Origin of the sequence: Sphingobacterium sp. 18053 (assembly GCF_902706145.1) — a bacterium.
In the GTDB taxonomy this organism is placed as follows: domain Bacteria; phylum Bacteroidota; class Bacteroidia; order Sphingobacteriales; family Sphingobacteriaceae; genus Sphingobacterium; species Sphingobacterium paramultivorum.
This window is the reverse complement of sequence record NZ_CACSJW010000009.1, coordinates 205,860-227,829: the sequence shown is the minus strand read 5'-3', so window position 1 is coordinate 227,829 and position 21,970 is coordinate 205,860. Positions and strand designations below refer to the sequence as shown.

General features: G+C 40.0%; 19 protein-coding genes and 1 other RNA gene. 12 read left to right on the top strand and 8 right to left on the bottom strand.

Annotated elements, in window-relative coordinates:
* Positions 1 to 14: 14 nt before the first annotated feature.
* The 5 genes from GVK91_RS21280 (at position 15) to GVK91_RS21260 (ending at position 5,570) form a co-directional block, all read left to right on the top strand.
* Positions 15 to 1,961 (top strand): M1 family metallopeptidase, encoded by a 1,947-nt coding sequence (locus tag GVK91_RS21280; protein WP_235032971.1) that lies wholly within the window; start codon positions 15 to 17, stop codon positions 1,959 to 1,961.
* 121 nt (positions 1,962 to 2,082) lie between these two features.
* The gene (locus GVK91_RS21275; RefSeq protein ID WP_153846850.1) at positions 2,083 to 2,769 is read left to right on the top strand and encodes a hypothetical protein; all 687 of its coding nucleotides are present in this window, start codon (positions 2,083 to 2,085) and stop codon (positions 2,767 to 2,769) included.
* 115 nt (positions 2,770 to 2,884) lie between these two features.
* Positions 2,885 to 3,298 carry an Rrf2 family transcriptional regulator gene (locus GVK91_RS21270; protein ID WP_088162831.1) on the top strand — a complete coding sequence of 138 codons (414 nt, stop codon included), beginning with the start codon at positions 2,885 to 2,887 and terminating at the stop codon, positions 3,296 to 3,298.
* Positions 3,299 to 3,305: 7 nt separating this feature from the next.
* The gene (locus GVK91_RS21265) at positions 3,306 to 3,953 is read left to right on the top strand and encodes an NAD(P)-dependent oxidoreductase (protein ID WP_159731240.1); all 648 of its coding nucleotides are present in this window, start codon (positions 3,306 to 3,308) and stop codon (positions 3,951 to 3,953) included.
* Positions 3,954 to 4,085: 132 nt separating this feature from the next.
* Positions 4,086 to 5,570, top strand: coding sequence for an amino acid permease (locus tag GVK91_RS21260; protein WP_159731238.1), 1,485 nt, complete (start codon positions 4,086 to 4,088; stop codon positions 5,568 to 5,570).
* 86 nt (positions 5,571 to 5,656) lie between these two features.
* Here GVK91_RS21260 and GVK91_RS21255 read toward each other — a convergent pair whose 3' ends face one another.
* Positions 5,657 to 6,199 (bottom strand): DUF1543 domain-containing protein, encoded by a 543-nt coding sequence (locus GVK91_RS21255; protein ID WP_200845676.1) that lies wholly within the window; start codon positions 6,197 to 6,199, stop codon positions 5,657 to 5,659.
* 156 nt (positions 6,200 to 6,355) lie between these two features.
* Between GVK91_RS21255 and GVK91_RS21250 the strand changes: the two genes are divergently transcribed.
* Complete coding sequence (locus tag GVK91_RS21250; protein ID WP_153846847.1) at positions 6,356 to 7,225, top strand: serine hydrolase; 870 nt, start codon at positions 6,356 to 6,358, stop codon at positions 7,223 to 7,225.
* 95 nt (positions 7,226 to 7,320) lie between these two features.
* Here GVK91_RS21250 and GVK91_RS21245 read toward each other — a convergent pair whose 3' ends face one another.
* From GVK91_RS21245 to GVK91_RS21230, 4 genes are all read right to left on the bottom strand, one after another.
* Positions 7,321 to 7,863 carry a hypothetical protein gene (locus GVK91_RS21245; protein ID WP_088162833.1) on the bottom strand — a complete coding sequence of 181 codons (543 nt, stop codon included), beginning with the start codon at positions 7,861 to 7,863 and terminating at the stop codon, positions 7,321 to 7,323.
* An 86-nt stretch (positions 7,864 to 7,949) separates the two neighbouring features.
* Complete coding sequence (locus GVK91_RS21240; RefSeq protein WP_088162834.1) at positions 7,950 to 8,837, bottom strand: bifunctional 5,10-methylenetetrahydrofolate dehydrogenase/5,10-methenyltetrahydrofolate cyclohydrolase; 888 nt, start codon at positions 8,835 to 8,837, stop codon at positions 7,950 to 7,952.
* A 64-nt stretch (positions 8,838 to 8,901) separates the two neighbouring features.
* Positions 8,902 to 10,692 (bottom strand): translation elongation factor 4, encoded by a 1,791-nt coding sequence (gene lepA, locus GVK91_RS21235; RefSeq protein WP_153846846.1) that lies wholly within the window; start codon positions 10,690 to 10,692, stop codon positions 8,902 to 8,904.
* A gap of 144 nt (positions 10,693 to 10,836) precedes the next feature.
* Positions 10,837 to 11,826 (bottom strand): cation diffusion facilitator family transporter, encoded by a 990-nt coding sequence (locus tag GVK91_RS21230; protein WP_153846845.1) that lies wholly within the window; start codon positions 11,824 to 11,826, stop codon positions 10,837 to 10,839.
* 267 nt (positions 11,827 to 12,093) lie between these two features.
* Here GVK91_RS21230 and GVK91_RS21225 point away from each other — a divergent pair, with 267 nt between their 5' ends.
* From GVK91_RS21225 to ssrA, 3 genes are all read left to right on the top strand, one after another.
* A complete protein-coding gene (locus tag GVK91_RS21225) occupies positions 12,094 to 13,299 on the top strand; it encodes a pyridoxal phosphate-dependent aminotransferase (protein WP_227550235.1) in 1,206 nt (401 codons plus the stop codon).
* 170 nt (positions 13,300 to 13,469) lie between these two features.
* On the top strand, positions 13,470 to 15,500 hold the full coding sequence (locus tag GVK91_RS21220) for a M3 family metallopeptidase (RefSeq protein ID WP_159731236.1): 2,031 nt from the start codon (positions 13,470 to 13,472) through the stop codon (positions 15,498 to 15,500).
* A gap of 285 nt (positions 15,501 to 15,785) precedes the next feature.
* Positions 15,786 to 16,153: a transfer-messenger RNA gene (gene ssrA, locus GVK91_RS21215) on the top strand.
* Between the two features lie 34 nt (positions 16,154 to 16,187).
* On the opposite strand, the gene GVK91_RS21210 is transcribed toward ssrA, so the two are convergent.
* On the bottom strand, positions 16,188 to 17,219 hold the full coding sequence (locus tag GVK91_RS21210) for a glycoside hydrolase family 18 protein (protein WP_159731234.1): 1,032 nt from the start codon (positions 17,217 to 17,219) through the stop codon (positions 16,188 to 16,190).
* Positions 17,220 to 17,305: 86 nt separating this feature from the next.
* Positions 17,306 to 18,499 carry a DUF5009 domain-containing protein gene (locus GVK91_RS21205; protein ID WP_159731232.1) on the bottom strand — a complete coding sequence of 398 codons (1,194 nt, stop codon included), beginning with the start codon at positions 18,497 to 18,499 and terminating at the stop codon, positions 17,306 to 17,308.
* A 454-nt stretch (positions 18,500 to 18,953) separates the two neighbouring features.
* Here GVK91_RS21205 and GVK91_RS21200 point away from each other — a divergent pair, with 454 nt between their 5' ends.
* From GVK91_RS21200 to GVK91_RS21190, 3 genes are all read left to right on the top strand, one after another.
* Positions 18,954 to 19,997, top strand: coding sequence for an alpha/beta hydrolase fold domain-containing protein (locus GVK91_RS21200; RefSeq protein ID WP_159731230.1), 1,044 nt, complete (start codon positions 18,954 to 18,956; stop codon positions 19,995 to 19,997).
* 12 nt (positions 19,998 to 20,009) lie between these two features.
* A complete protein-coding gene (locus tag GVK91_RS21195) occupies positions 20,010 to 20,513 on the top strand; it encodes a GNAT family N-acetyltransferase (RefSeq protein ID WP_159731228.1) in 504 nt (167 codons plus the stop codon).
* Positions 20,514 to 20,597: 84 nt separating this feature from the next.
* A complete protein-coding gene (locus GVK91_RS21190; RefSeq protein ID WP_159731226.1) occupies positions 20,598 to 21,041 on the top strand; it encodes a hypothetical protein in 444 nt (147 codons plus the stop codon).
* Between the two features lie 61 nt (positions 21,042 to 21,102).
* Here GVK91_RS21190 and GVK91_RS21185 read toward each other — a convergent pair whose 3' ends face one another.
* Positions 21,103 to 21,921 carry a universal stress protein gene (locus GVK91_RS21185; protein WP_159731224.1) on the bottom strand — a complete coding sequence of 273 codons (819 nt, stop codon included), beginning with the start codon at positions 21,919 to 21,921 and terminating at the stop codon, positions 21,103 to 21,105.
* Between the last annotated feature and the right edge of the window lie 49 nt (positions 21,922 to 21,970).

Here is a 21,970-nt window from a genome sequence, read left to right as displayed (position 1 = left end):
ATTTAAGTAGACGTATGATGAAAAGAATTGCACTGGCTTCTTTAAGCCTTGTTGCGTTGAGCTATGCTTATCCGGCCTTTGCACAGGAGAAAACATCCAATTACAGCTATACAGAGGCCTTTGCACCCTTGTTTTTTAAAAATAATGGCAATGAATATCGTTCCGCAGCGGGAAAACCGGGCCCTGCTTACTGGCAAAATGCAGCCGACTATAAAATTCAGGCTTCCCTGAACGATCAAAATGATCAAATTACAGGATCTGTCGAGATTACCTATAGCAACAATAGTCCAGACAATATGAACTATCTGTGGTTACAATTAGATCAAAATATGTTTTCACAACATGGCCGCGGTCAATTGATCTCCCCCTTAACCAACAGCCGTTACGGTGATGGCAACTCAACTTTTGATGGTGGATATCAGATACAATCTGTTACGGATTTAAACGGAAATACGATCGAACATATTATTGACGATACCCGCATGCAGCTTCGACTTCCTGCGGCGTTAAAGAGCAAGGGCGGAAAAATAACTTTTAAGATTAAATACCAATACACCGTTCCTAAATACGGTGCGGACCGTACAGGTATACTTGACACAAAAAACGGAAAAATCTATGCCATTGCACAATGGTTCCCAAGACTGTGTGTCTATGACGACATTAGAGGTTGGAATACGCTTCCCTATACAGGACCCGGAGAGTTCTATCGTGAATTCGGAAATTACCAGGTTGAGATCACTACCCCGGCAAACCACATGGTTGTATTGGGTGGCGAATTGTTAAACCCACAAGAAGTATTTACAGCTGAACAACTCAAGCGATATCAACAGGCACAACGCAGCGACGAAACCGTGATCATCCGCTCCGCCGAAGAAGTTAACGCAAAAAACTCCAGGCCCGACAAGAAAACCTTAACCTGGAAATATCAACTTAATAATGCGCAAGACATTGCCTGGGCGTCCTCTACGGCATTTATATTAGATGGCGCGAAGATCAATCTACCTAGTGGAAAAAAATCCCTCGCTTTGTCAGCCTATCCAATTGAAAGTAACAGTAACAATGCCTGGGAACGCTCGACAGAATATACGAAAGCTGCAATTGAAATCTATTCAAAAAGCTGGTTTGAATATCCTTACCCTGTAGCAGTCAATGTAGCCTCCAATGTCGGTGGAATGGAATATCCAGCCTTGTCGTTCTGTGGCAATCAGGCCAAAGCAGGCTCACTTTGGGGTGTTACCAACCACGAGTTTGGTCACAATTGGTTCCCAATGATTGTCGCATCCAACGAACGTGAACATGGCTGGATGGATGAAGGGTTCAATACATTTATTAACGAACTCGCAACAAAGGAATTCAACAATGGCGAATATTATCGTAATCAGGCGAGCAGATCCTACATCTTTACTGCCCGTAATCTTGAACCGATCATGAGTACACCGCAAAACATGAAAGAGCGTAATATTGGTGCTCTGGTCTACTATAAGCCCGCTTATGGACTGAAATTATTGCGAAACGAAATCATCGGTCCTGAGCGCTTCGATTACGCCTTTAAAAAGTATATCCAAGAATGGGCTTACAAACACCCTACTCCGGAGGATTTCTTTAAAGCTATTGAAAATGGTGCTGGAGAAAACCTAAACTGGTTCTGGCGCGGGTGGTTTGTCAACAACTGGCAAATGGACCAAGGTATAAAATCGGTATCCTATGTCAACAACGAGCCAAAATTTGGCGCACTTGTCACCGTAGAAAACCTTGAAAAATTACCGATGCCAGTTATTGTTGAAGCTACAACCGTATCGGGCAAGAAGATTCGAAAAAAACTACCAGTGGAAATCTGGGAAAGAAACGACGTATGGCAATTTAAAATACCGACCACAGAGCCACTGCAATCTGTACAGTTAGATCCGGACATGGTCATGCCGGACAAGAACCCAGACAATAATTCGTGGAAAGCAAATTAGCAGATTTTCAAAATCTATTCGTTATTTTTGGCTAGAGAACAATCATGAAGGTACGGCGTAAACAAAACGGCAAATACCCTGTTCATTCATAGATTGAAAATACATAACTATATTTATTCACATGAAAATCTTACAAACGATTCTAAGCTGCTTACTTATTACGCTAATGAGTGGACATCTTGTTGCACAGGAAAAAACCAAGGGGATTATTATGGAACTTGTCAGCGGTGAGAAAATTGAGGCTGCACAAATTCAAAATTTAAGAACCAAGGCTGAAGTACAGACCAATAGAGATGGCTCCTTTGCAATTGACGCCAATATTAACGACCTCTTGTTAATCAAGGCTGTGGGATATGAACAAGATACTGTCTTCATTTATGATACCAGCTTACGCAGAGTCTATTTGAACAGAATGAATAATGTTATCGAACTCAGTGAAGTTGTCGTAGAACGGATGACAGACAGCAGACTTGCTGCTGAAATCCAACGCGAGAAGACTTTAGGAAAGTATTCTGACGCGAGTCAAAACCGTGGCGGAGTACGGATTTCTCCAAGCCGCATATTTAGCAAAGAGGGAAAACAAGCCCGTTCAAATTACAAACTTCTGATCGCAGAACGCGAGAAAAGAGCAGTTGATCGAAAATTCACTGAAAATCTGATCAAAGAATTGACTCCGCTCAATGGTTCGGATCTAGCCCTGTTTAAGGAAAGATTTAGACCCTCCTATAAATTTATTCAAAACAGCAGCCAAGAAACTCTGAAGGTCTATATCATGGATAGCTATAAAAAATTTAACGAGAAAAAATAAAAAACAAACACTTTTATCACGTGATTGTCAGAAGGTTTTAAACTGTAATAATTTTTATTTCAGTTTAAAACCTTTTCTGTTACTTTGTGTTATAATTTAGAAAAATCAGCAGAGGATGTTACACAACTTGAGGTTCGCAACAGCATTACACATTATGGTTCTGGCACAGCTAGAAGAGTCAAATCAATGGCTTTCTTCTGAATATATTGCGTCAAGCATCCAGGTCAATGCAAGTGTGGTTCGCAAAGAAATTGCATCTCTCAAAACAGCATCTTTACTAACGAGTAAAGAAGGTAAGGGCGGCGGTATTCGCATAAATCCCGAGAATCCAACGATTACCTTGGCTGATATTTATATCAGCACCAAGCAAACCGATTTCGGCGGGAAATTTAACAGTCCCAATCCGGCCTGTGTTGTTGGCAAAAATATCAACTCCAAACTCCAGGATCTGTATCAGGAAGTCGACACTGATATTGTACAGCGTTTGGAAAAGATAACCTTAGCTGATTTTAGCAAAACATTTAATTAAAGGAAGCATGAAAGTAGCAGTAATTGGATCCACAGGATATGTAGGATCTCATCTCGTAAAAGAATTGGTAGACCGTAACTATGACGTAGTCGCCATCGCCCGCCACCTCGAAAATATTCCATCGAGTGAAAAAGTAACCAAGCTCCAAGTAGATATCAATGATAATAATCAATTGGTTTCTGCTCTAAAAGGTGTTGATATTGTTGTTTCGGCTTTCAATGCCGGATGGACAAACCCTAATCTTTATGAGGATTTTACAAAGGGTGCATTGGCAATCCAACAAGCTGTTAAAGATGCCGGTATCAATCGTTTCATCGTTATTGGTGGTGCAGGAAGTTTATTGATTGATGGAAATAGACTGGTTGATTCACCGGATTTTCCCAAAGAAATTAAACCTGGGGCATTAGCTGCAGCAGATTATCTGAATACCATCCAGAAAGAAGATCAACTTACCTGGACCATATTTAGTCCTGCTATAGAAATGAATTCCCATGCAGGAGGAACCCGTACAGGAAAATACCGTACAGGTCTTGATGCTCCTGTATTTGATCAGGAAGGTCGTTCTAGATTATCAGTAGAGGATCTTGCTGTAGCAATAGTAGACGAAATTGAGAACGAACAATTCCTCAATAAACGCTTTACAGCGGCGTATTAGTACCCAAACAAGCATTTGATTCAGATTTTATTACAAAAGGGAGGAGCAATCTTCCCTTTTTTCATTGAGATCATTTATATTTGACATTAATTAAACAATTAAAAAGCTAAATAATCGTAAAGAATTAATCCTATGCTATTTAAAAAATCGATTCCTCAACTCATTGCTGAAGCAAATGAAAATGGTGAACACACGCTAAAGAGGACACTGTCCAGCTCGGGCCTTATAGCCTTGGGTGTTGGGGCCATCATTGGAGCAGGACTTTTCTCCCTAACAGGGATTGCCGCTGCTGAAAATGCAGGGCCAGCTGTTATCCTATCTTTCATTATCGCAGCAGTAGGCTGTGGCTTCGCAGGTCTTTGTTATGCCGAATTTGCCTCTATGATCCCTGTTGCAGGAAGTGCTTATACATATTCCTACGCCACAATGGGTGAATTTGTTGCCTGGATTATCGGCTGGGATCTCGTCCTAGAATATGCACTAGCAGGAGCTACAGTAGCCGTTAGCTGGTCCCAATATTTCAACCAGCTTCTGATGATATTCCATATCCAGCTCCCTGACACCCTACTCAAAGGCCCTTGGGAAGGTGGAGTGGTCAACTTACCTGCTATCATTATTGTTTGTTTACTATCGCTATTGCTGATGCGTGGCACACAGGAATCATCCCGTGTAAACAATATATTGGTTATCCTAAAAGTCAGTGTTGTATTGATTTTTATCGCCTTGGGATGGAGCTTTATCAATCCTGCAAACCACGATCCATTTATCCCTGTAAATGCAGGTGAAGAGCTTGTAAAAAGTGGACAACAAAGCTTTTGGTCATTTTTAAAGAGTGATGACTTCGGTCACTTTGGTATCAGTGGTGTATTGCGCGCTGCAGGGGTTGTCTTTTTTGCATTCATCGGTTTTGATGCGGTAAGTACAGCTGCCCAAGAAGCAAAAAACCCGAAAAAGGGTATGCCAATAGGTATCATCGGTTCATTAATAATCTGTACAGTTTTGTATGTTTTGTTCTCGTATGTAATGACAGGTATCGAAAATTATACGATGTTCAAAGGTGACGCAAAACCTGTTGCGACAGCTTTTGCAAAAACTGGATATCATTTCTTAAATACAGCGTTGATTATTACGATTATTGCAGGATACACTTCAGTTATTCTCGTGATGTTACTTGGTCAGAGCCGCGTATTTTATTCGATGAGTAAAGATGGTTTGCTTCCAAAGATATTTTCGGACCTATCCAAAAGACAGACTCCTTGGAAAACAAATGCTATTTTCATGATATTCGTAAGTATATTTGCAGGTTTCGTTCCAGTTTCTGACCTTGGCCATATGGTAAGTATTGGTACCCTATTTGCCTTCACCCTTGTATGTGTAGGTATTTTAGTACTACGTAAAACAGACCCTAATTTGGAGCGCCCATTTAAAACACCATTGGTTCCTTTCGTTCCAATAATGGGTATCTTGGTCTGTATTTTAATGATGGCTTCATTGCCAATTGAAAGCTGGGAGCGTTTAGCCGTCTGGCTTGCTATAGGCTTATTGATTTACTTTGTATATGGTAAAAAACATAGTGTCATTAGAAAACAACATCAGAACCAACAAAAGGTTGGTTAACCATAAAAAAGGTTGGTTAACCATAAAAAAGGCTTCTTTATAAAGAAGCCTTTTTTATGGTTAAGAAATCCAATAGCACATTCTTATTATAGCGCACTCAGTTTAAAATATCCATTCGCAATGATATCCTCTTCTAGACCGATCTTTGGCGTAATTTGAATACTATACTGCTCTTTATAATGAGGTAATAGCAAATCTTCTATCTCATAAATATCATCAACATCCAAACCATACTTATCATCGATATGCGCCGAACTGTGATGCTTCCAAAAAACAGTACGTTTTGCCTTTTCAGTCGCCTTGGCCAAACTGGATGCAACAATAAGTTCTTTGTAATGGAACTCGTCAAATTCATTCGGTTTGTAGCCACCTAAATTGACAAAAAACAACTTCAATTCCGAATCAATAGCCTGTTCATTCCCCCTTTCAGTAACCTTAATTTCATATTCCCCAATCTTATGGACAACACGGTACGCATCAATGTGAATTTTACCATCAGCCTCGGGCCAAAAATCTTTAATGGGATCGACAAAGTCCTTGAGCTCATTACCAATACCAAAGAAAATGTCATGCTGTTCTGTCCGTCTATTTTTCGGCTTACAACCGATCAAAATCATAAATAATTTCATAGTCAAAAATCAGTCTTTCAATGTCCTTGCTAGAATATCCAGTTTATTTTTCATCGATGTCTGTGCGTACGAATCATGGATATTTCATAACTTAAGCCCTGTAAAAAATAAAAATAACTATTATCCACCACATTTAACATATATTATATCTTCACAATGCACAAAATATTTCTATCATTTACGTTACTATTCTTATCATTACTGTCCTTTGGGCAAAAAGCCGCTACCGATAAAAAACTCGAATCACAGATAAAACAGCTTATTCAGGGTTTTCAAGGCGATGTTGGCATTTATGTACACCATCTCAAAAAAAACAAAGAAGTCAACATCCAGGGCGACAGCATTTTCCCTACAGCAAGCATTGTCAAAATCCCCATTTTAGTCGGCATCTTTAATAAAATTGAAAAAGGTGAACTACAACTTGATCAGCAACTGCTCTACCGTGCTAGTCAACAATATGGCGGCTCAGGGCTGATGCAGTTTTTTAAGGACAGTACACAAGTTGACTTGAAAACCTTGGTTGCACTTATGCTATCTTATAGTGATAATGTAACCAGCATTTGGAATCAAAAGCTTGCAGGAGGAGGTGTCGCGATCAATAAATTAATGAGCGATCTTCAACTGGCCCACACACGTGTCAACTCACAGACAGAGGGGCGGAAGCCAGATTGGGAAAGATATGGTTGGGGCCAGACTACACCAAAAGAAATGGCCGACTTAGTCACACTAATCCGACAAGGCAAAGTTGTATCCCCAAAATCTTCCGATCAGATGTATCGTTTTATGGGCAACATGTTCTACGATGAGAGAGGGCTATCACAAATCCCATCCACTGTCAAAACAGCTTCAAAAACAGGTTCTTTAGATGACGTACGCAATGAGGTCATTTTGGTCAATGCACCGAAAGGAGATTACGTTTTCAGTATTTTCACCAAGAACAATACAGATAAAAGCTGGGGAAAAACAAATGAAGCGGAGGTACTTACCCGTAAGCTTTCCAAATTGTTATGGGATTATTACCAATAAGCCTATTTAAGTCAATGTTATAAATATGTTATATAAAAAAGGGGGGCACTCAAAAAAGTGCTCCCCTTCCCTATAGTTCAAATGAAATACGTCAACTAATTTTTCAACGCTTCACCTACATTTTTAGCTTTCCGACTAATATCGTCACCTACTTTTTTGGAAGCATCTTTTACATCTTTAGCAGCCTCTTTGGTTCCAGTAGCAACATCATTTGCAACTTTCTTCGTACCTTCAGCGACATTTTTTGCGGCATCTTTTGTTTTATCAACAGCCGTGTTTGTCGCATCCACAGTCGCATCTTTTGCATCTTTCAATCCCTCTTTTACATCCTCCCCGGCATTACGCAATGCATCTTTTGTTTTTTCCCAGGCAGTATTGGCTTCTTCAGAGGCAACGCGAGCTTTTTCTTCAGCGGCTTTATCACCTTTTGCGATAGCTTCATCCAAATCCTTTTTCGCTTGTTCTGCTTTTAAACGAGCATTTTCCTCCGCATTTTTTAAATCTGCGATTGCGGCATCTACATGCTCACCGACTGTTTTTGCCGAATCTGTCGCTGTAGTGTCTTTTTTCTCCGAATTGTTGCAAGAAGACATTACCAATGCTCCTGCTACGACTGCTAAAAGTGCAATTTTCTTCATTATAAATTGATTTATGAGTGTAGTTTTCAACGGCCCATCAGAGCACGCATACATCAATTTACAACTTCTATGCCAAATAGACAAAATTATTGCTTCGGATAGATCGTTCCTTTCGCAGCTTCCAGTGTATTTTTCAACAAACCGACGATCGTCATTAAACCAACTCCCCCCGGTACAGGTGTAATCCAGGATGCTTTAGGAGCAACATTTTCAAAATCAACATCCCCATATAGCTTAAAACCAGATTTCGTTGCTGTAGAAGTTTCTCTATTAATACCGACATCAATTACTACCGCCCCATCTTTAACCATGTCCGCTGTAACAAAATTTTTCTTCCCGATTGCTGCAACAACGATATCACCCCGCAAAACCTCTGTTTTAAGGTCTTTTGTGCGACTATGTGTTAATGTCACAGTACAATTACCTGGATTGGAATTACGAGCCAGTAAGATACTCATTGGCGATCCTACGATATTGCTTCTTCCAACCACTACGGCGTGCTTGCCTGCTGTATCGATCTTATAATAATCCAACATCAACATAATACCATATGGCGTAGCTGGAATAAAACAAGGAAGATTACGTTGCATACGTCCGAGGTTGATCGGATGGAAACCATCCACATCTTTGCGGTAATCAATTGCTTCGGTAACTTTATCCGGATCAATATGTTTTGGTAAAGGCAACTGAACAATCAAACCATCGATAGACTCATCCTGATTGATTTCTTTGACCTTAGCGATCAATTCATCCTCTGTTATGTTTTCATCATAACGAATGTTTGTTGATTCAAAGCCGACCAGTTGACAGTTGCGCATTTTGCTGGCTACATAGGTTTCGCTACCACCATCATTCCCCACAAGGATAGCAACCAGATGTGGCTTACGGCCAGTCTGTGTAGTAAATTCAGCCGCATCTAACGCAATTTGCTCTTTAATTTTTTCGGAAACTAGTTTACCATCTAATAGATTCATGTTTAGGAGATTTTATTGTATTTAAAAGGAGCCCAAGAGCTCCTTTATTATTGTATTATTTTGATTAATCTAATTTCAATACCGCCATAAATGCAGATTGCGGAATCTCTACGTTCCCAACCTGACGCATGCGTTTCTTACCTTTCTTTTGTTTTTCCAAAAGCTTACGCTTCCGTGAGATATCACCACCATAACATTTTGCCGTAACATCTTTACGCAAAGCTGAGATCGTCTCCCGGGCAATGATCTTTGCACCGATTGACGCTTGGATACGAATTTCAAATTGTTGACGTGGTAACAGTTCTTTTAGTTTTTCACAGATCTTTTTACCAAAATCATACGCGTTGCTCCGATGTATCAACGATGATAAGGCATCTACTGGCTCATCGTTCAATCGAATATCCAATTTTACCAAATCTGACTTGCGATAACCAATCTGGTGGTAATCAAATGAAGCATAACCTTTAGAGATTGTTTTCAACTTATCATAAAAGTCAAATACAATTTCTCCCATTGGCATTTCAAAAACCAATTCAACACGATCCGAAGTCAAATAATGCTGGTTCATGATCGTACCGCGTTTCTGGATACAAAGCGACATAATTGGTCCAACGAAATCCGATTTCGTAATAATATTAGCTTTGATATATGGCTCTTCGATTGAATCCAATTTACTTGGATCCGGTAGATCAGAAGGATTATGTACGATCACTTCCTCTTTATCTTTGGTCATATAGGCCTTATAGGATACGTTGGGAACTGTCGTGATAACCGTCATATCAAACTCGCGCTCTAGGCGCTCTTGAATAATCTCCATGTGAAGCATACCCAAGAAACCACAACGGAAACCGAAGCCCAAGGCTGCCGACGACTCTGGTTCAAACACCAAAGAAGCATCGTTCAGCTGCAAACGGTGCATCGATTCACGCAACTCCTCGTAATCCTCCGTATCTACAGGATAAATACCCGCAAAGACCATCGGTTTCACCTCTTCAAACCCTTGGATAGCCTCAGAACAAGGACGATCCTTATGCGTAATGGTATCCCCTACTTTCACTTCACGTGCCTCCTTGATACCAGAGATAATATAACCTACATCACCGGTCTTAATAACTTCTTTGGGTACTTGATTCAACTTCAACGTACCAATTTCATCGGCAAAATATTCTTTCCCAGTAGCAACAAATTTCACGCGATCACCTTTACGGATTTCACCATTTTCAACTTTAAAATAAGCCATGATACCACGGAATGAGTTGAAAACAGAGTCAAAAATCAAGGCTTGCAAAGGTCCATCAGAATTACCCACTGGATGCGGAATACGGTCCACAATAGCTTCCAAAATATCCGGAACACCAAGACCTGTTTTACCAGATGCAGGAATAATCGCATCACGGTCACCACCGATCAAATCCACAATCTGATCTTTTACTTCTTCCGGCATAGCACCAGGAAGATCCATTTTGTTGAGGATCGGGATAATTTCCAAATCATGTTCCAATGCTAGATATAAATTTGAAATCGTTTGCGCCTGTATACCTTGAGATGCATCAACGATCAGTAAAGCGCCCTCGCAGGCAGCAATTGAACGCGACACCTCATAAGAAAAATCTACGTGCCCCGGGGTATCAATCAGGTTCAAGATATATTCCTGACCATCTCTTTTATAATTCATTTGGATGGCGTGACTCTTGATCGTAATACCACGTTCACGTTCCAAATCCATATTATCAAGTAATTGTGCCTGTGCCTCACGCTGACTGATGGTATTGGTATACTCTAAAAGGCGGTCTGCCAAAGTACTTTTGCCATGGTCAATATGCGCAATAATACAGAAATTACGAATGTGCTTCATATAGGATTTTTAAACTCTTTTGCTAAAAGGCAAAGATACCTTTTTTTATATATATTTATATAAACTAGCTTTTTTTTAGTTTACTATACGCGAAGAAATCAGACCAGACACTATTCCTATTAAGAACGGAAGAAACTGCATTCGCTATTCAGCAATAGCATATAAAAAATGCTTCTGATTTCGTGTAACATTGTCTGTGTCCCAAGAAATTCGTCCCCGAAATTGCTCCGAACGAATTGGGCAATTGTCGACCTGACAATATTGGCAGCACTGTGGAAGACAAGGATCCGCATGAACAAAAAATTCGGTCCGTACCGACATCTCCTTATTGACAATCTTATCCACAGCAGAAATTTCATCATGCACCTGGATAAGGTCAAGGTAACGGGGTAGTGTGAGATGGCAATCCACATGGAGTTCGTTCCCGTAGCGCTGTACACGAAGATTATGAACATCAATCCATTCATCTTTCCGATTGCGCTCCAAGATTTCGACGACATCCTGTACGAGCGCTGTATCCGATTCATCCATCAATCCACCGATCGATTGGCGAAGTAGCTTATAACCATTGAAGAGGATAAAAAGCCCCAGTACAATTGAAATGACCACATCGATCCATTGGAAACCTGTCAGTCTCATCAATAGTAAACCCAGTATCAATCCGACCGTACTATAGGCATCTACCTGCAGATGTTTTCCGTCCGCCACCAAGGTAATGGAGCCCAATGCACGTCCACGCTTCATGATATAGAATCCTACTGCAAAATTTATCACAGATGTAATACCGATCAGATAAATCCCTTGTTCAAGGTGTGTTAACGCTGCAGGAAAGAAAAGATTGTAACAAGCCTTGGCTAAGATAATGGCGCCGGCGATAAAAATAAGTCCACCTTCCAAAAACACCGAAAAGAACTCCACTTTACCATGCCCGTAGGGATGATTCTCATCCTTAGGCTGCGCCGAAAGATAAATACTATAAAATGCAAAACCCGAAGCAATCACATTAACGATACTCTCTGCCGCATCTGTAAAGATTGCACTGGAGTCCGTTAAAAAGTAGGCAAAAAATTTCACAATCATCAAACCTATTCCCGTAAAAAGTGATAATAAAACCAATCTTCTTTGTCTTGACATGATGCTTATCTTCTATATGAAACCTTCTATGAGCAAATGATGAAATGAGGGCCAGCCAACATTTTTGTGAGCGCAAAGGTAAAGATATAACGACAAATCAGAACGATTAGTTTTGAACATCCAACGTCAGGGATCAATTAAATAACTGTGCTAAATCGCTTCAACAGTCCTTTTATTAAAAAAGCCCAATAAAAGAGCTACTTTTCTTTGTAAATTCTCAAAAATAAAGAAGATTATTTGCAACGTATGTAATATCTTTGTCTTACCATGAGCACATCATCATACTTATCAGACAGGATAAATAATTTGTCCGAATCGGCTACACTTAAAATGACCAAGTTGGGCCGCGAATTAGCAGCAAAAGGCGTTAATGTAATTAGCCTTAGCGTAGGTGAACCTGATTTCAACACGCCTGAGCATGTAAAAGATGCAGCGAAGAAAGCCCTAGATGAAAACTGGACGCGTTATTCGCCGGTACCGGGATACCCTGAATTGCGCCAGGCAATTGTAAACAAGTTGAAGACAGAAAACAATTTAGATTATGACATCTCTCAAATTGTTGTTTCTACAGGTGCAAAACAATCCCTGTCTAATGTAATTTTGACTTTGATCAACCCAGGTGATGAGGTAATTATCCCAACACCATATTGGGTATCATACTCCGAAATGGTCATTTTAGCAGAAGGAAAATCGATATTTATCAATACAGAGATCGACAATAACTTTAAGATTACACCAGCACAATTGGAAGCGGCAATTACACCAAAAACCAAATTGTTTATGTTCTCTTCGCCAAACAACCCCACAGGAACAGTTTACAGCAAAGATGAATTGGCTGCATTAGCTAAAGTTTTCGAAAAACATCCACAGGTATTTATCCTATCCGATGAAATCTACGAACATATCAACTTTGTAGACAAACACGAATCCATCGCACAATTTGAAAGCATCAAAGATAGAGTAATTATCATCAATGGCTTTTCAAAAGCATTTGCAATGACGGGATGGCGTTTAGGTTATATCGCTGCCAACAAAACCATTGCTGCCGCGAATGATAAATTACAAGGACAGACAACCTCAGGTACATGTTCAATTTCTCAACGTGCGGGTATCGTCGCTTATGAACAAGGATTAGAATCTGTCAACAAAATGAAAGAAGCTTTCGCTCGTCGTCGCCAATTGGTATACGATCTATTGACTGAAATCCCTGGCGTAAGAACAAATCTTCCAGAGGGTGCATTCTATTTCTTCCCAGAAATCTCTTCGTTCTTTGGTAAAAAAGACCAAGATGGTAATGTCATTAAAAACTCATCTGATTTGGCATTGTACTTATTGAATGTTGGTCACGTAGCTACAGTAGGTGGAGATTCATTCGGTAACGACAATTACATCCGCTTGTCTTATGCAGCTTCAGACGAAAGTTTGATCGAAGCTTTAAAAAGAATCAAAGAAGCATTAGGAAAACTAGCCTAATCTCCTATCCAAATAAAAAAAGAGCTCAGAGGAGCTCTTTTTTTTTTCAGTTCCAATTTTCCCCTAAATTTTCGACACAGCCTAAACGCCTATTCGGTCAAATATCATCTCAGCCCCATAATTTAAGCAGATGTTATCGCTTGAAATAAATATTTATTACATTTACTCCTATGAGTATTTTAACAGAGAAATTTAAAACGCAGCATGACACGGCTCCGTTTTCACAGATAAAAAACGAAGATTATATTCCTGCATTTGATGAAGCTATTCAGAAGACAAAAGATGAAGTCGATGCTATCGTCAACAATCCCGAAACGGCAACTTTTGACAATACCATCGCTGCTATGTCCTACTCAGGACAGACACTAGATCGTTTGTCCAATATCTTTTTCAATCTCCATTCCGCTGAAACCAATGCTGATCTCGAAAAGATCGCACAGGATGTCGCCCCAAAACTATCTGCTTTAGGCAATGATATCACCTTAAATTTCGATCTTTTCAAAAGGGTTAAGGCTGTATACGATCAGAAGGATCAACTGACATTAACAGCAGAGCAAACCACCTTATTGGAAAAATCCTATAAGGATTTTGTGCGCAACGGTGCACTTTTGAATGATGAACAAAAAGAAAAGCTTCGCGAAATAGATGCCGAGCTATCGCTTTTAAAATTGAAATTCGGAGAGAATGTCCTCGCCGAAACCAATGCCTATCAGCTGTTGGTAACAGACGAAAAAGATCTTGCCGGACTTCCAGAGGGTGCTGTAGAGGCTGCACATGCTTTGGCTAAAGCCAACGAAAAAGAAGGCTGGCTTTTTACCCTGGATTTCCCGAGCTATCTTCCTTTTGTCACTTATGCCGACAATCGGGAACTTCGCAAAGAAATTACCCTCGCCGCAGGCCGCAAAGCTTTTCAGGACAACGAGCACAACAACGTGGACAATGTCCTTAAAATTGTAAAACTGCGCTTCGAACGGGCCAAATTATTAGGCTACGCCACCCATGCAGACTTTGTCCTTGCCGAACGTATGGCGCAAAACCCAAGTAAAGTCACCGAATTCCTAAATGATCTACTTGGAAAAGCGAAACCAGCAGCAGTGAAAGAATTTGCAGAATTATCTCAATTTGCAAAAAACATGCATGGCATAGACCAATTGGAAAAATGGGATGGTGCCTATTATGCCGAAAAGTTGAAAAAAGAACGCTTTAATTTGGACGATGAAAAGCTCAAACCTTATTTCAAACTCGAAAATGTCTTACAAGGTGCATTTGAAGTAGCCCATCGCTTGTTTGGCATCAACTTCAAGGAAGTCGATACAATAGATACCTACCACGAAGAAGTACAAACATTTGAGGTCAGTAAAGACAACGGTGAATTAGTCGCTATCTTCTATGCCGATTTCTTCCCGCGTAAAGGAAAGAGAAATGGGGCCTGGATGACCTCTTTCAAACCACAGTACATTCAACAGGGTAAACAAGAACGTCCACATGTCTCCATTGTTTGCAATTTTACGCGTCCTACAGCTTCAAAACCCTCGCTGTTGACCTTTCAGGAAGTGACCACATTATTTCACGAATTTGGACATGCCCTACATGGTATGCTAGCTGATAGCACTTATCCTACACTATCTGGAACCTCTGTATATTGGGATTTTGTCGAGTTACCGAGTCAGGTGATGGAAAACTGGTGCTACGAAAAAGAAGCTCTTGAGCTATTTGCCAAACACTATGAAACTGGCGAAGTGATCCCGATTGAACTTGTCGAAAAGATCCGCGAAAGCGCTTCATTTCTTGAGGGTATGGCAACAATGCGCCAATTGAGCTTTGGTCTATTGGATATGGGCTGGCATGGACAGGATCCAACAGCGATCTCGGATCTGAAAGCATTCGAAGATGAACAGTTTGCCTCGACAAAACTCTATCCCGATGTCAAGGAAAATGCCATGAGCACGGCCTTCTCCCATATTTTCAATGGCGGTTATTCTTCGGGCTATTACAGCTATAAATGGGCCGAAGTACTGGATGCCGATGCATTTGACTACTTTAAACAAAACGGCATTTTCAATAAGGAAATCGCAACCAAATTCAAGGATAATATTCTTTCAAAAGGTGGAACCGAACATCCAATGGTCCTTTACAAACGTTTTCGCGGACAAGAACCTTCGGTAGAACCTTTGTTGAAAAGGGCTGGATTGATCAAATAATTGGATTGATCAAATAATAAAAAAGCTGGATTTTATATCCAGCTTTTTTTCAACCATAACTTTGTTGTTCACCGATAAATTTCTGTGCAAACAATTAGGTGCAAACAGTTATCTGAATGTACCTCTGGTTTGGACGCTATCATGAACTTTTGCTATTCTCATGCTTTCATCAGGCAAATACAGAAACTATCTCATTTGTTTCCAACCAAATAGCGAGACATTAGGTCAGAACACGACACATCTTGCTGATTAAGCAAAAAAATAGTACCTTTGTAAGACATAATTGGGGTTGACCGGAATTGACAGGATGGAGACGGTTATGTAAGCATGTAGTGCGTTGTTAGTAGAGCACTTTAATCTGAACTTTCAGAATTATAACTGGCGAAGAAAACTACGCCTTAGCTGCTTAAGTTAGACTTAACATAGCTATTTGTCCCGTTAGATCCTGTTCTTTGGTTTAACATTCGGGGCATCGAACAATAGAACTGGCAAGTGTGATGTTGCTAAGCACTTGTGAGAAACAGCAACTACGGCGTACGGTATAGGTAAGCGACTCACCTTCCCTCGCTCGACAATTAAAGAGAAGCTAAACATGTAGAAAGCGTATACAGTACCATGACTGGACGAGAGTTCGAATCTCTCCAGCTCCACAAACAAAAAAGCCTAACTCACGTTAGGCTTTTTTGTTTATTCTAGAATACCTTTGTAGACGGCATCCCGTAAGACACCTCCTGCTGTATCTCCCGCGTATTCCCAGTACATCGCACCGAGTAGTCCTGTCCTGTGTACATAATCGCATTTAAGTGCAATCGATTCTGGCGTTTCATAAGTCAGTACAAAATCCCCTTTATCGTTGACAAGATAATGCGCCTTAGCCTCATCGTCCCATTTCTGCTCAAAGCCCTGAAGTGAAAGCAGATCTTTATAATCGATAAAACCCTTGACTTCAGTTTTATTGCCCCGACCATAGAATGGAATTCCCAGCACCAATTTTTCAACAGGCATACCGCCCTCGATATGGGCCTTAACGGCGTCCACACAAGTTGTATGTCCAGATAAAGGTGAACGGTGCAAACTCGCGTGATGATAAGGCGGATGACCCGAATCATAAGTCATGATATTGACAAAATCCACATCATTCTTAATCTTGTCAAAAGCAATATACTTACCGTTCGCAACAGAAGCCAAAGTCAACAGTTTCTTCTTACCAATAGCCTTGCGGATATCGTGCATGAGCAAGGTGAAATTCTCCGTATCCGCTAAAGAAGACGAGATCCCCGCAGAAGAATTCGTTGGATATTCCCAGTCGATATCAATACCATCAAGATTAAACGCCCTCATCACACGCAAGCAGTCTTTGGCAAACTTTTGCCGATTAGATTCATTAGCAGCCATTTCGCTAAACCGACCGCTTCCCCAGCCGCCAACGGACAGCAATACCTTGAGATGTGGATGTGTTTTCTTAAGATCCGTAATAGCCTTCAATCTGGATTCATTATCTATACGTAGGCCGTCAAAGCTGTCGCTGACATGTGCAAAAGCATAATTGATATGCGTCAGATAAGTCGGATCAGGCATCACTTTAGACCAGGAAGTGACATAGGCGATAACAACTTTTTTGTTTTTCGCTCGTGCACAACTTACACTAGGATACAACAATAATGTCAATAACAGAACAGTGAAGGTCTGACCAAATATTGATTTCAATTTACATTCCATAATAGCCTTTTATTTTGTTTCTAGATGATATTGATCGTCCTAAAATATAATCGGTAAAGCATTCACATTTGATGCTTACTCGCTAACTAAAGTTTCAGATAAATATGTAGCTTCTTCAGCAAGATTGCATACCACAACATGGCTAAAGCCCAAAGCAATGAACCAGCAATAGCTAAGCTCATATAATCCGATTGTTTATAGAAGAATAGTGGTAGATGAAAACCCCAACAGACAAAGTAGATCAGATCAGGAGCAAGATAGGTCGTTAATGAGTTCTTTCCGGCCTCCTCAAACAATCCTATCCCGCGATGGTAGCCTTTCACATCAATGAAATAATAAAGTGGTATCAAAAGCAATACACTAATCCCGCAACAAACCAATGCCCAACTCGGCGTACCATGGATTTTGGATAAAATAAACCAAAAACGCAATACAAAACCTGCAACTAGCCAAATCAAACCAATAACCAGCAAAAAACGCAACAATACCCGCGGAGTTGCCGCATAACGTTTCATAAGCATCCCTATGGTTGTTCCGGACAGCACAATACAGGGTATATTGCCAGCTAGAAGAACATGTAAGTATCTTCCGGCACCAGGGAATTCAACTTTAAATCCCACTTGGCTCAGCATATTGAGTACCAAAAACACCAACCAACCACATACAACCACAATTATCTTTCCCCTGCTCAATAAGAAAATAGAAGCCGCGGCAAAATATCCCCATCCAATCAGCCCTAAAATCCCCCACCACCCTACTTCCAAGCCTTTTCCATCCGACGCTTTGAAAATATACAGGAGATAAATAATCCCCATAATACCAACTGCACGCAGCCCCTTATAAATGGACTGATATTGCATGTCCTTCGGATAATGATTCCAAATCAGAAAAACGAATACATACAGCAGTCCCAACCACAACAAATGCGACATCCCCGTCAGCTGTGGATCAACTCGCGGACCATTCAGTATCAATACACCAATAAGCAATAAACTTAATGTTCTGATCAGAATATGGACAAAAATGACCGTTGTCGATGAACCTATCTTTTCCCTGGCCGCAACAGCATAAGGCACTGCCATTCCAACCATAAAAAGAAATCCCGGAAATACCCAATCCGCCAATCCCATTCCGTCCTCATCTGCTTCCGAGTGAACCAGCCATTTAGGTACACCCGGAATAAACAAGTCATTGACAAATAACATCAAGAACAGCGTGAAACCACGCATAACATCCATTGAACGGATTCGGATTTTAGGTACAGCTTGCAATGCGTTCATAATTGATTCGTTGTATTCAAAAAAGTAGCTACAGCATAGCTGCTAGCCAATCTCATCCCTAGATCCTTCTTAGATAATTTTTTAGTGATTTTATGGCGACCGGAACTCGGTGAAAAATTCCTGCTTAGAAAAGTTCCTGTATAACTAAACGAAAAGACAAGCTATTTCGCTAAGATCTATCATCAATAACGCTGATGTCTCTTCGTTGAATGATCTAAGATGAGAAAAAAATAACACTATATAGTGAAATATTTGTTCAAATTGGTGTAAATTTTACTCATAAAACACAGAAATCGTGCAATTTACCCCTGTGACCCTTATGAACGAGTCAGAAGCGCAGCAAGAAATGTCACACATCTATGAATTGTTACCTTTATGAAGTGTAATTGTATTGCATATAAAAAGCAATTTATCTAAGTTTGACAAAAACAGATTTAATACATAGCCGATCTTCATGAAATTCATTCTTTTTATCTGCTTGCTATTCGCAACACAAGCTATCTTCGGACAGAATATCAGCGTCGTCAATAATGAATCCTCCCTTTTTGAACTTGACAACCCGAACGGTAAAATTGATTTTTTAGTCATTGATCCTGATCCACAAATTAAGAAACCTCTGTTTTTATTTTGTCAGGGATCGTTACCCTTGCCGCTATACTTTAATTACAAAAAAGAGGGATTAAGTCTTTTTGGAGGAGGATTAACGAACTTTAACTACCAGGATATTATTAAGTCGTATCATCTCGTCGTTATTTCAATGCCAGAAACTCCAGTTATCGTCGACGAATCTCAGCTTAATGACTCTTATTGGTATTATGGTGACTCAAAAGATAAAAATACCCCGAGTATAGCGTACCAAAAAGCAGACTATCTAGATAATTATGTAGACCGAGCCGTTTCAGTATTAGATTATCTTAGCGGACAACCTTGGGTCGATAATTCACAATTAGTTGTATTCGGTCACTCTCAGGGTGGACACGTAGCCTCCAAATTAGCTTACCGCTATAAAAAAGTAAGTAAATTAGGCCTATCAGGAACAAATATATTCGGACGAATAGACCAAGATATACGACAAGCAAAACGCGATGTTCAAAAAGGAAAAATTTCCTGGCAACAGGCCGCTCAAAAAATTGAACAAACCTATGCATTTTATAAAGATGCCAACAATCCAGAAAAATTAAAAAACAATCCCAATTTGCGTTCCTGGAAGTCATTTTCGCAACCTGCTATTGACGAACTATTGGCCTTTAATAAACCAATCTATCTCGTCTTCGGTACAGAAGACATTGTATCTGAATTAAATGATTTAGTACCTCTTTATTTTATAAAAAATCAGAAAAGCAACTTAACTATAAAACGCTATTATAATCAGGAACACAATTATTTTGAAGTTCAGAACGATGGCCGGCCCGATTACAACAAGCCCCATTGGAACGAGGTAATGAATGGCTTTTTAGCTTGGGCATTAGAATCAAACCAAACAGTAAACAACAATTAAACAGTACAAACCATGAATCAATTAAAATTTCGCGACGCAGCACAACATGATTTACCACGCATAGTAGAAATATACAATTCTACAATAGCCTCTCGCATGGTTACTGCAGACAATGCCCCAGTATCTGTTGCCAGTAGACAAAAATGGTTTGACGAACATAACGCTTCGAAAAGACCCCTGTGGCTGATAGAAGATGAAAATAACCAGATACTTGGTTGGGTAAGTTTTCAATCTTTCTATGGTCGCCCAGCTTATGATGCAACGGTAGAAATCAGTATCTATTTGGACGAACAGCAGCGAGGTCGAGGCCTGGGTAAACAGATTCTCCAGTACTGCATTGATAAAGCTCCAGATTTAGGCGTACATACTTTGTTGGGATTTATCTTTGCACACAATCTTCCAAGCATTGCATTATTTGAAAAAATGGGTTTCAAGGAATGGGCTAACTTACCCAATATAGCAACCTTAGATCAGGAAGAACGTAGTCTAAAAATATTAGGTATACGAATTAAATAACAACGTGACGACCTAAGTAGCTGTCACCAAAAATAAAATTGTTAAATTAAAGTATTAACTTGATAAGATCTATAATTCGGTAATATGAAACATTTAATCCAATTCTCCTTGATGTTGATTGCTTATCTATTGGTCTTTTCCAGCCCCCTGTTGGCACAAAATCCAGACCGTACTAAAACTATCCCGATCGCAAGTGATTCGGCATACAACAAGATAATACAAGTGCTTCAGGATGGTGGTTATTTTATTGTACAGCTCGATCGGACTTCGGGATTTATTCAAACCAGTACGTATCTTGAAAACAAGAATCTCCTAAGCAATAAAGAGGGAGAAAAATTAATTTTCAACTTCCTGATCAGCCCTTTACAAGCTAAAAGATCAAAAATAGTTCTAAATATATTTTCAATAGAAAGGCGTAAAGGAGGGAGTTTTGACGCACCTAATTATTATGATGAAGATAAGGGAATCGTCCGTGACAATAAAGCCTACCAGCAAATTTGGGATAAGATACTCCCTCTATTTCAATAAATACAATCAAGATAAAGCCCAGTTGATCTCAGCTCACCTGGGCTTTTATAGTTAAAAAGAATTAGATCGAGATTGTCAGCAAAGGAACATCCAGCCCCGAGGCCATCATACGAGTCTTACTTCGATGGGTCAATGAGCTCCAAAAACCGTACTTATAGGGGATCATAACCAGCAGATCTGTACTGCTTTCTTTTACCTCATCCCGGATAGCTTTTACGACCTCATTGGACGTTACATTTTTGTAGTAATAACTTACGATTCCCATCACATCGTTGATGGTTTCCCTTGTTTCTTTTCCTTTTTCCTCATTTAGCTGCTCCACTGTTTTACGAATGTTGAGTACCTCCAGTACCGCACCAAACTCAGCTGCAAAATCCTTTACTTTTTCAAGAATTTCCTTTTGCACACCACGAACAATGTCACAGGCAAAAAGAATATGCTCCAGACCCGTAAATTTTGCGCCTAGCGGAACTGAAAGGATTGGTATTTTTAACTTACTAATGGCTGCCGTGGTCGTATTACCAAGCATATCTTGATCAAAGGAACGTTTAGCCATTCCCATCACCAACAAATCGGCATTCGTCTCATGGATGCACTTGGTAATTTGGTCATAAAACAAGCCTGCTGCGAGATAAGGAATAGTCAAAACTCCACTTTCGGCAGTAACAGCCTCGGCTTTACGTCGTAAAACTTTACTTTGATGTTCAAAAATCTTGAACATAGAATCGGGAGAAAGTCGAGCGTTCATCGCATGGATGGAAGGATTTTGAAGAGAAAATAAAACGAGCTCGTATTCTTTTCCTGCAAAAACTTCCATAATAAACTTTAAGGCATGTTCGGCCTCTTCAGCGTAGTCTGTAGCAACAATAATCCGTTTCATATGGTCTAATTTAATCCAATAAAAAATCCCTTTTTATTACATTCAAGTT

Coding starts and splice junctions, on each gene's coding strand:
- GVK91_RS21280 (WP_235032971.1), top strand. CDS start 15: ATGATGAAAAGAATTGCACTGGCTTCTTTAAGCCTTGTTGCGTTGAGC.
- GVK91_RS21275 (WP_153846850.1), top strand. CDS start 2,083: ATGAAAATCTTACAAACGATTCTAAGCTGCTTACTTATTACGCTAATG.
- GVK91_RS21270 (WP_088162831.1), top strand. CDS start 2,885: ATGTTACACAACTTGAGGTTCGCAACAGCATTACACATTATGGTTCTG.
- GVK91_RS21265 (WP_159731240.1), top strand. CDS start 3,306: ATGAAAGTAGCAGTAATTGGATCCACAGGATATGTAGGATCTCATCTC.
- GVK91_RS21260 (WP_159731238.1), top strand. CDS start 4,086: ATGCTATTTAAAAAATCGATTCCTCAACTCATTGCTGAAGCAAATGAA.
- GVK91_RS21255 (WP_200845676.1), bottom strand. CDS start 6,199: ATGAAATTATTTATGATTTTGATCGGTTGTAAGCCGAAAAATAGACGG.
- GVK91_RS21250 (WP_153846847.1), top strand. CDS start 6,356: ATGCACAAAATATTTCTATCATTTACGTTACTATTCTTATCATTACTG.
- GVK91_RS21245 (WP_088162833.1), bottom strand. CDS start 7,863: ATGAAGAAAATTGCACTTTTAGCAGTCGTAGCAGGAGCATTGGTAATG.
- GVK91_RS21240 (WP_088162834.1), bottom strand. CDS start 8,837: ATGAATCTATTAGATGGTAAACTAGTTTCCGAAAAAATTAAAGAGCAA.
- lepA (WP_153846846.1), bottom strand. CDS start 10,692: ATGAAGCACATTCGTAATTTCTGTATTATTGCGCATATTGACCATGGC.
- GVK91_RS21230 (WP_153846845.1), bottom strand. CDS start 11,826: ATGTCAAGACAAAGAAGATTGGTTTTATTATCACTTTTTACGGGAATA.
- GVK91_RS21225 (WP_227550235.1), top strand. CDS start 12,094: ATGAGCACATCATCATACTTATCAGACAGGATAAATAATTTGTCCGAA.
- GVK91_RS21220 (WP_159731236.1), top strand. CDS start 13,470: ATGAGTATTTTAACAGAGAAATTTAAAACGCAGCATGACACGGCTCCG.
- GVK91_RS21210 (WP_159731234.1), bottom strand. CDS start 17,219: ATGGAATGTAAATTGAAATCAATATTTGGTCAGACCTTCACTGTTCTG.
- GVK91_RS21205 (WP_159731232.1), bottom strand. CDS start 18,499: ATGAACGCATTGCAAGCTGTACCTAAAATCCGAATCCGTTCAATGGAT.
- GVK91_RS21200 (WP_159731230.1), top strand. CDS start 18,954: ATGAAATTCATTCTTTTTATCTGCTTGCTATTCGCAACACAAGCTATC.
- GVK91_RS21195 (WP_159731228.1), top strand. CDS start 20,010: ATGAATCAATTAAAATTTCGCGACGCAGCACAACATGATTTACCACGC.
- GVK91_RS21190 (WP_159731226.1), top strand. CDS start 20,598: ATGAAACATTTAATCCAATTCTCCTTGATGTTGATTGCTTATCTATTG.
- GVK91_RS21185 (WP_159731224.1), bottom strand. CDS start 21,921: ATGAAACGGATTATTGTTGCTACAGACTACGCTGAAGAGGCCGAACAT.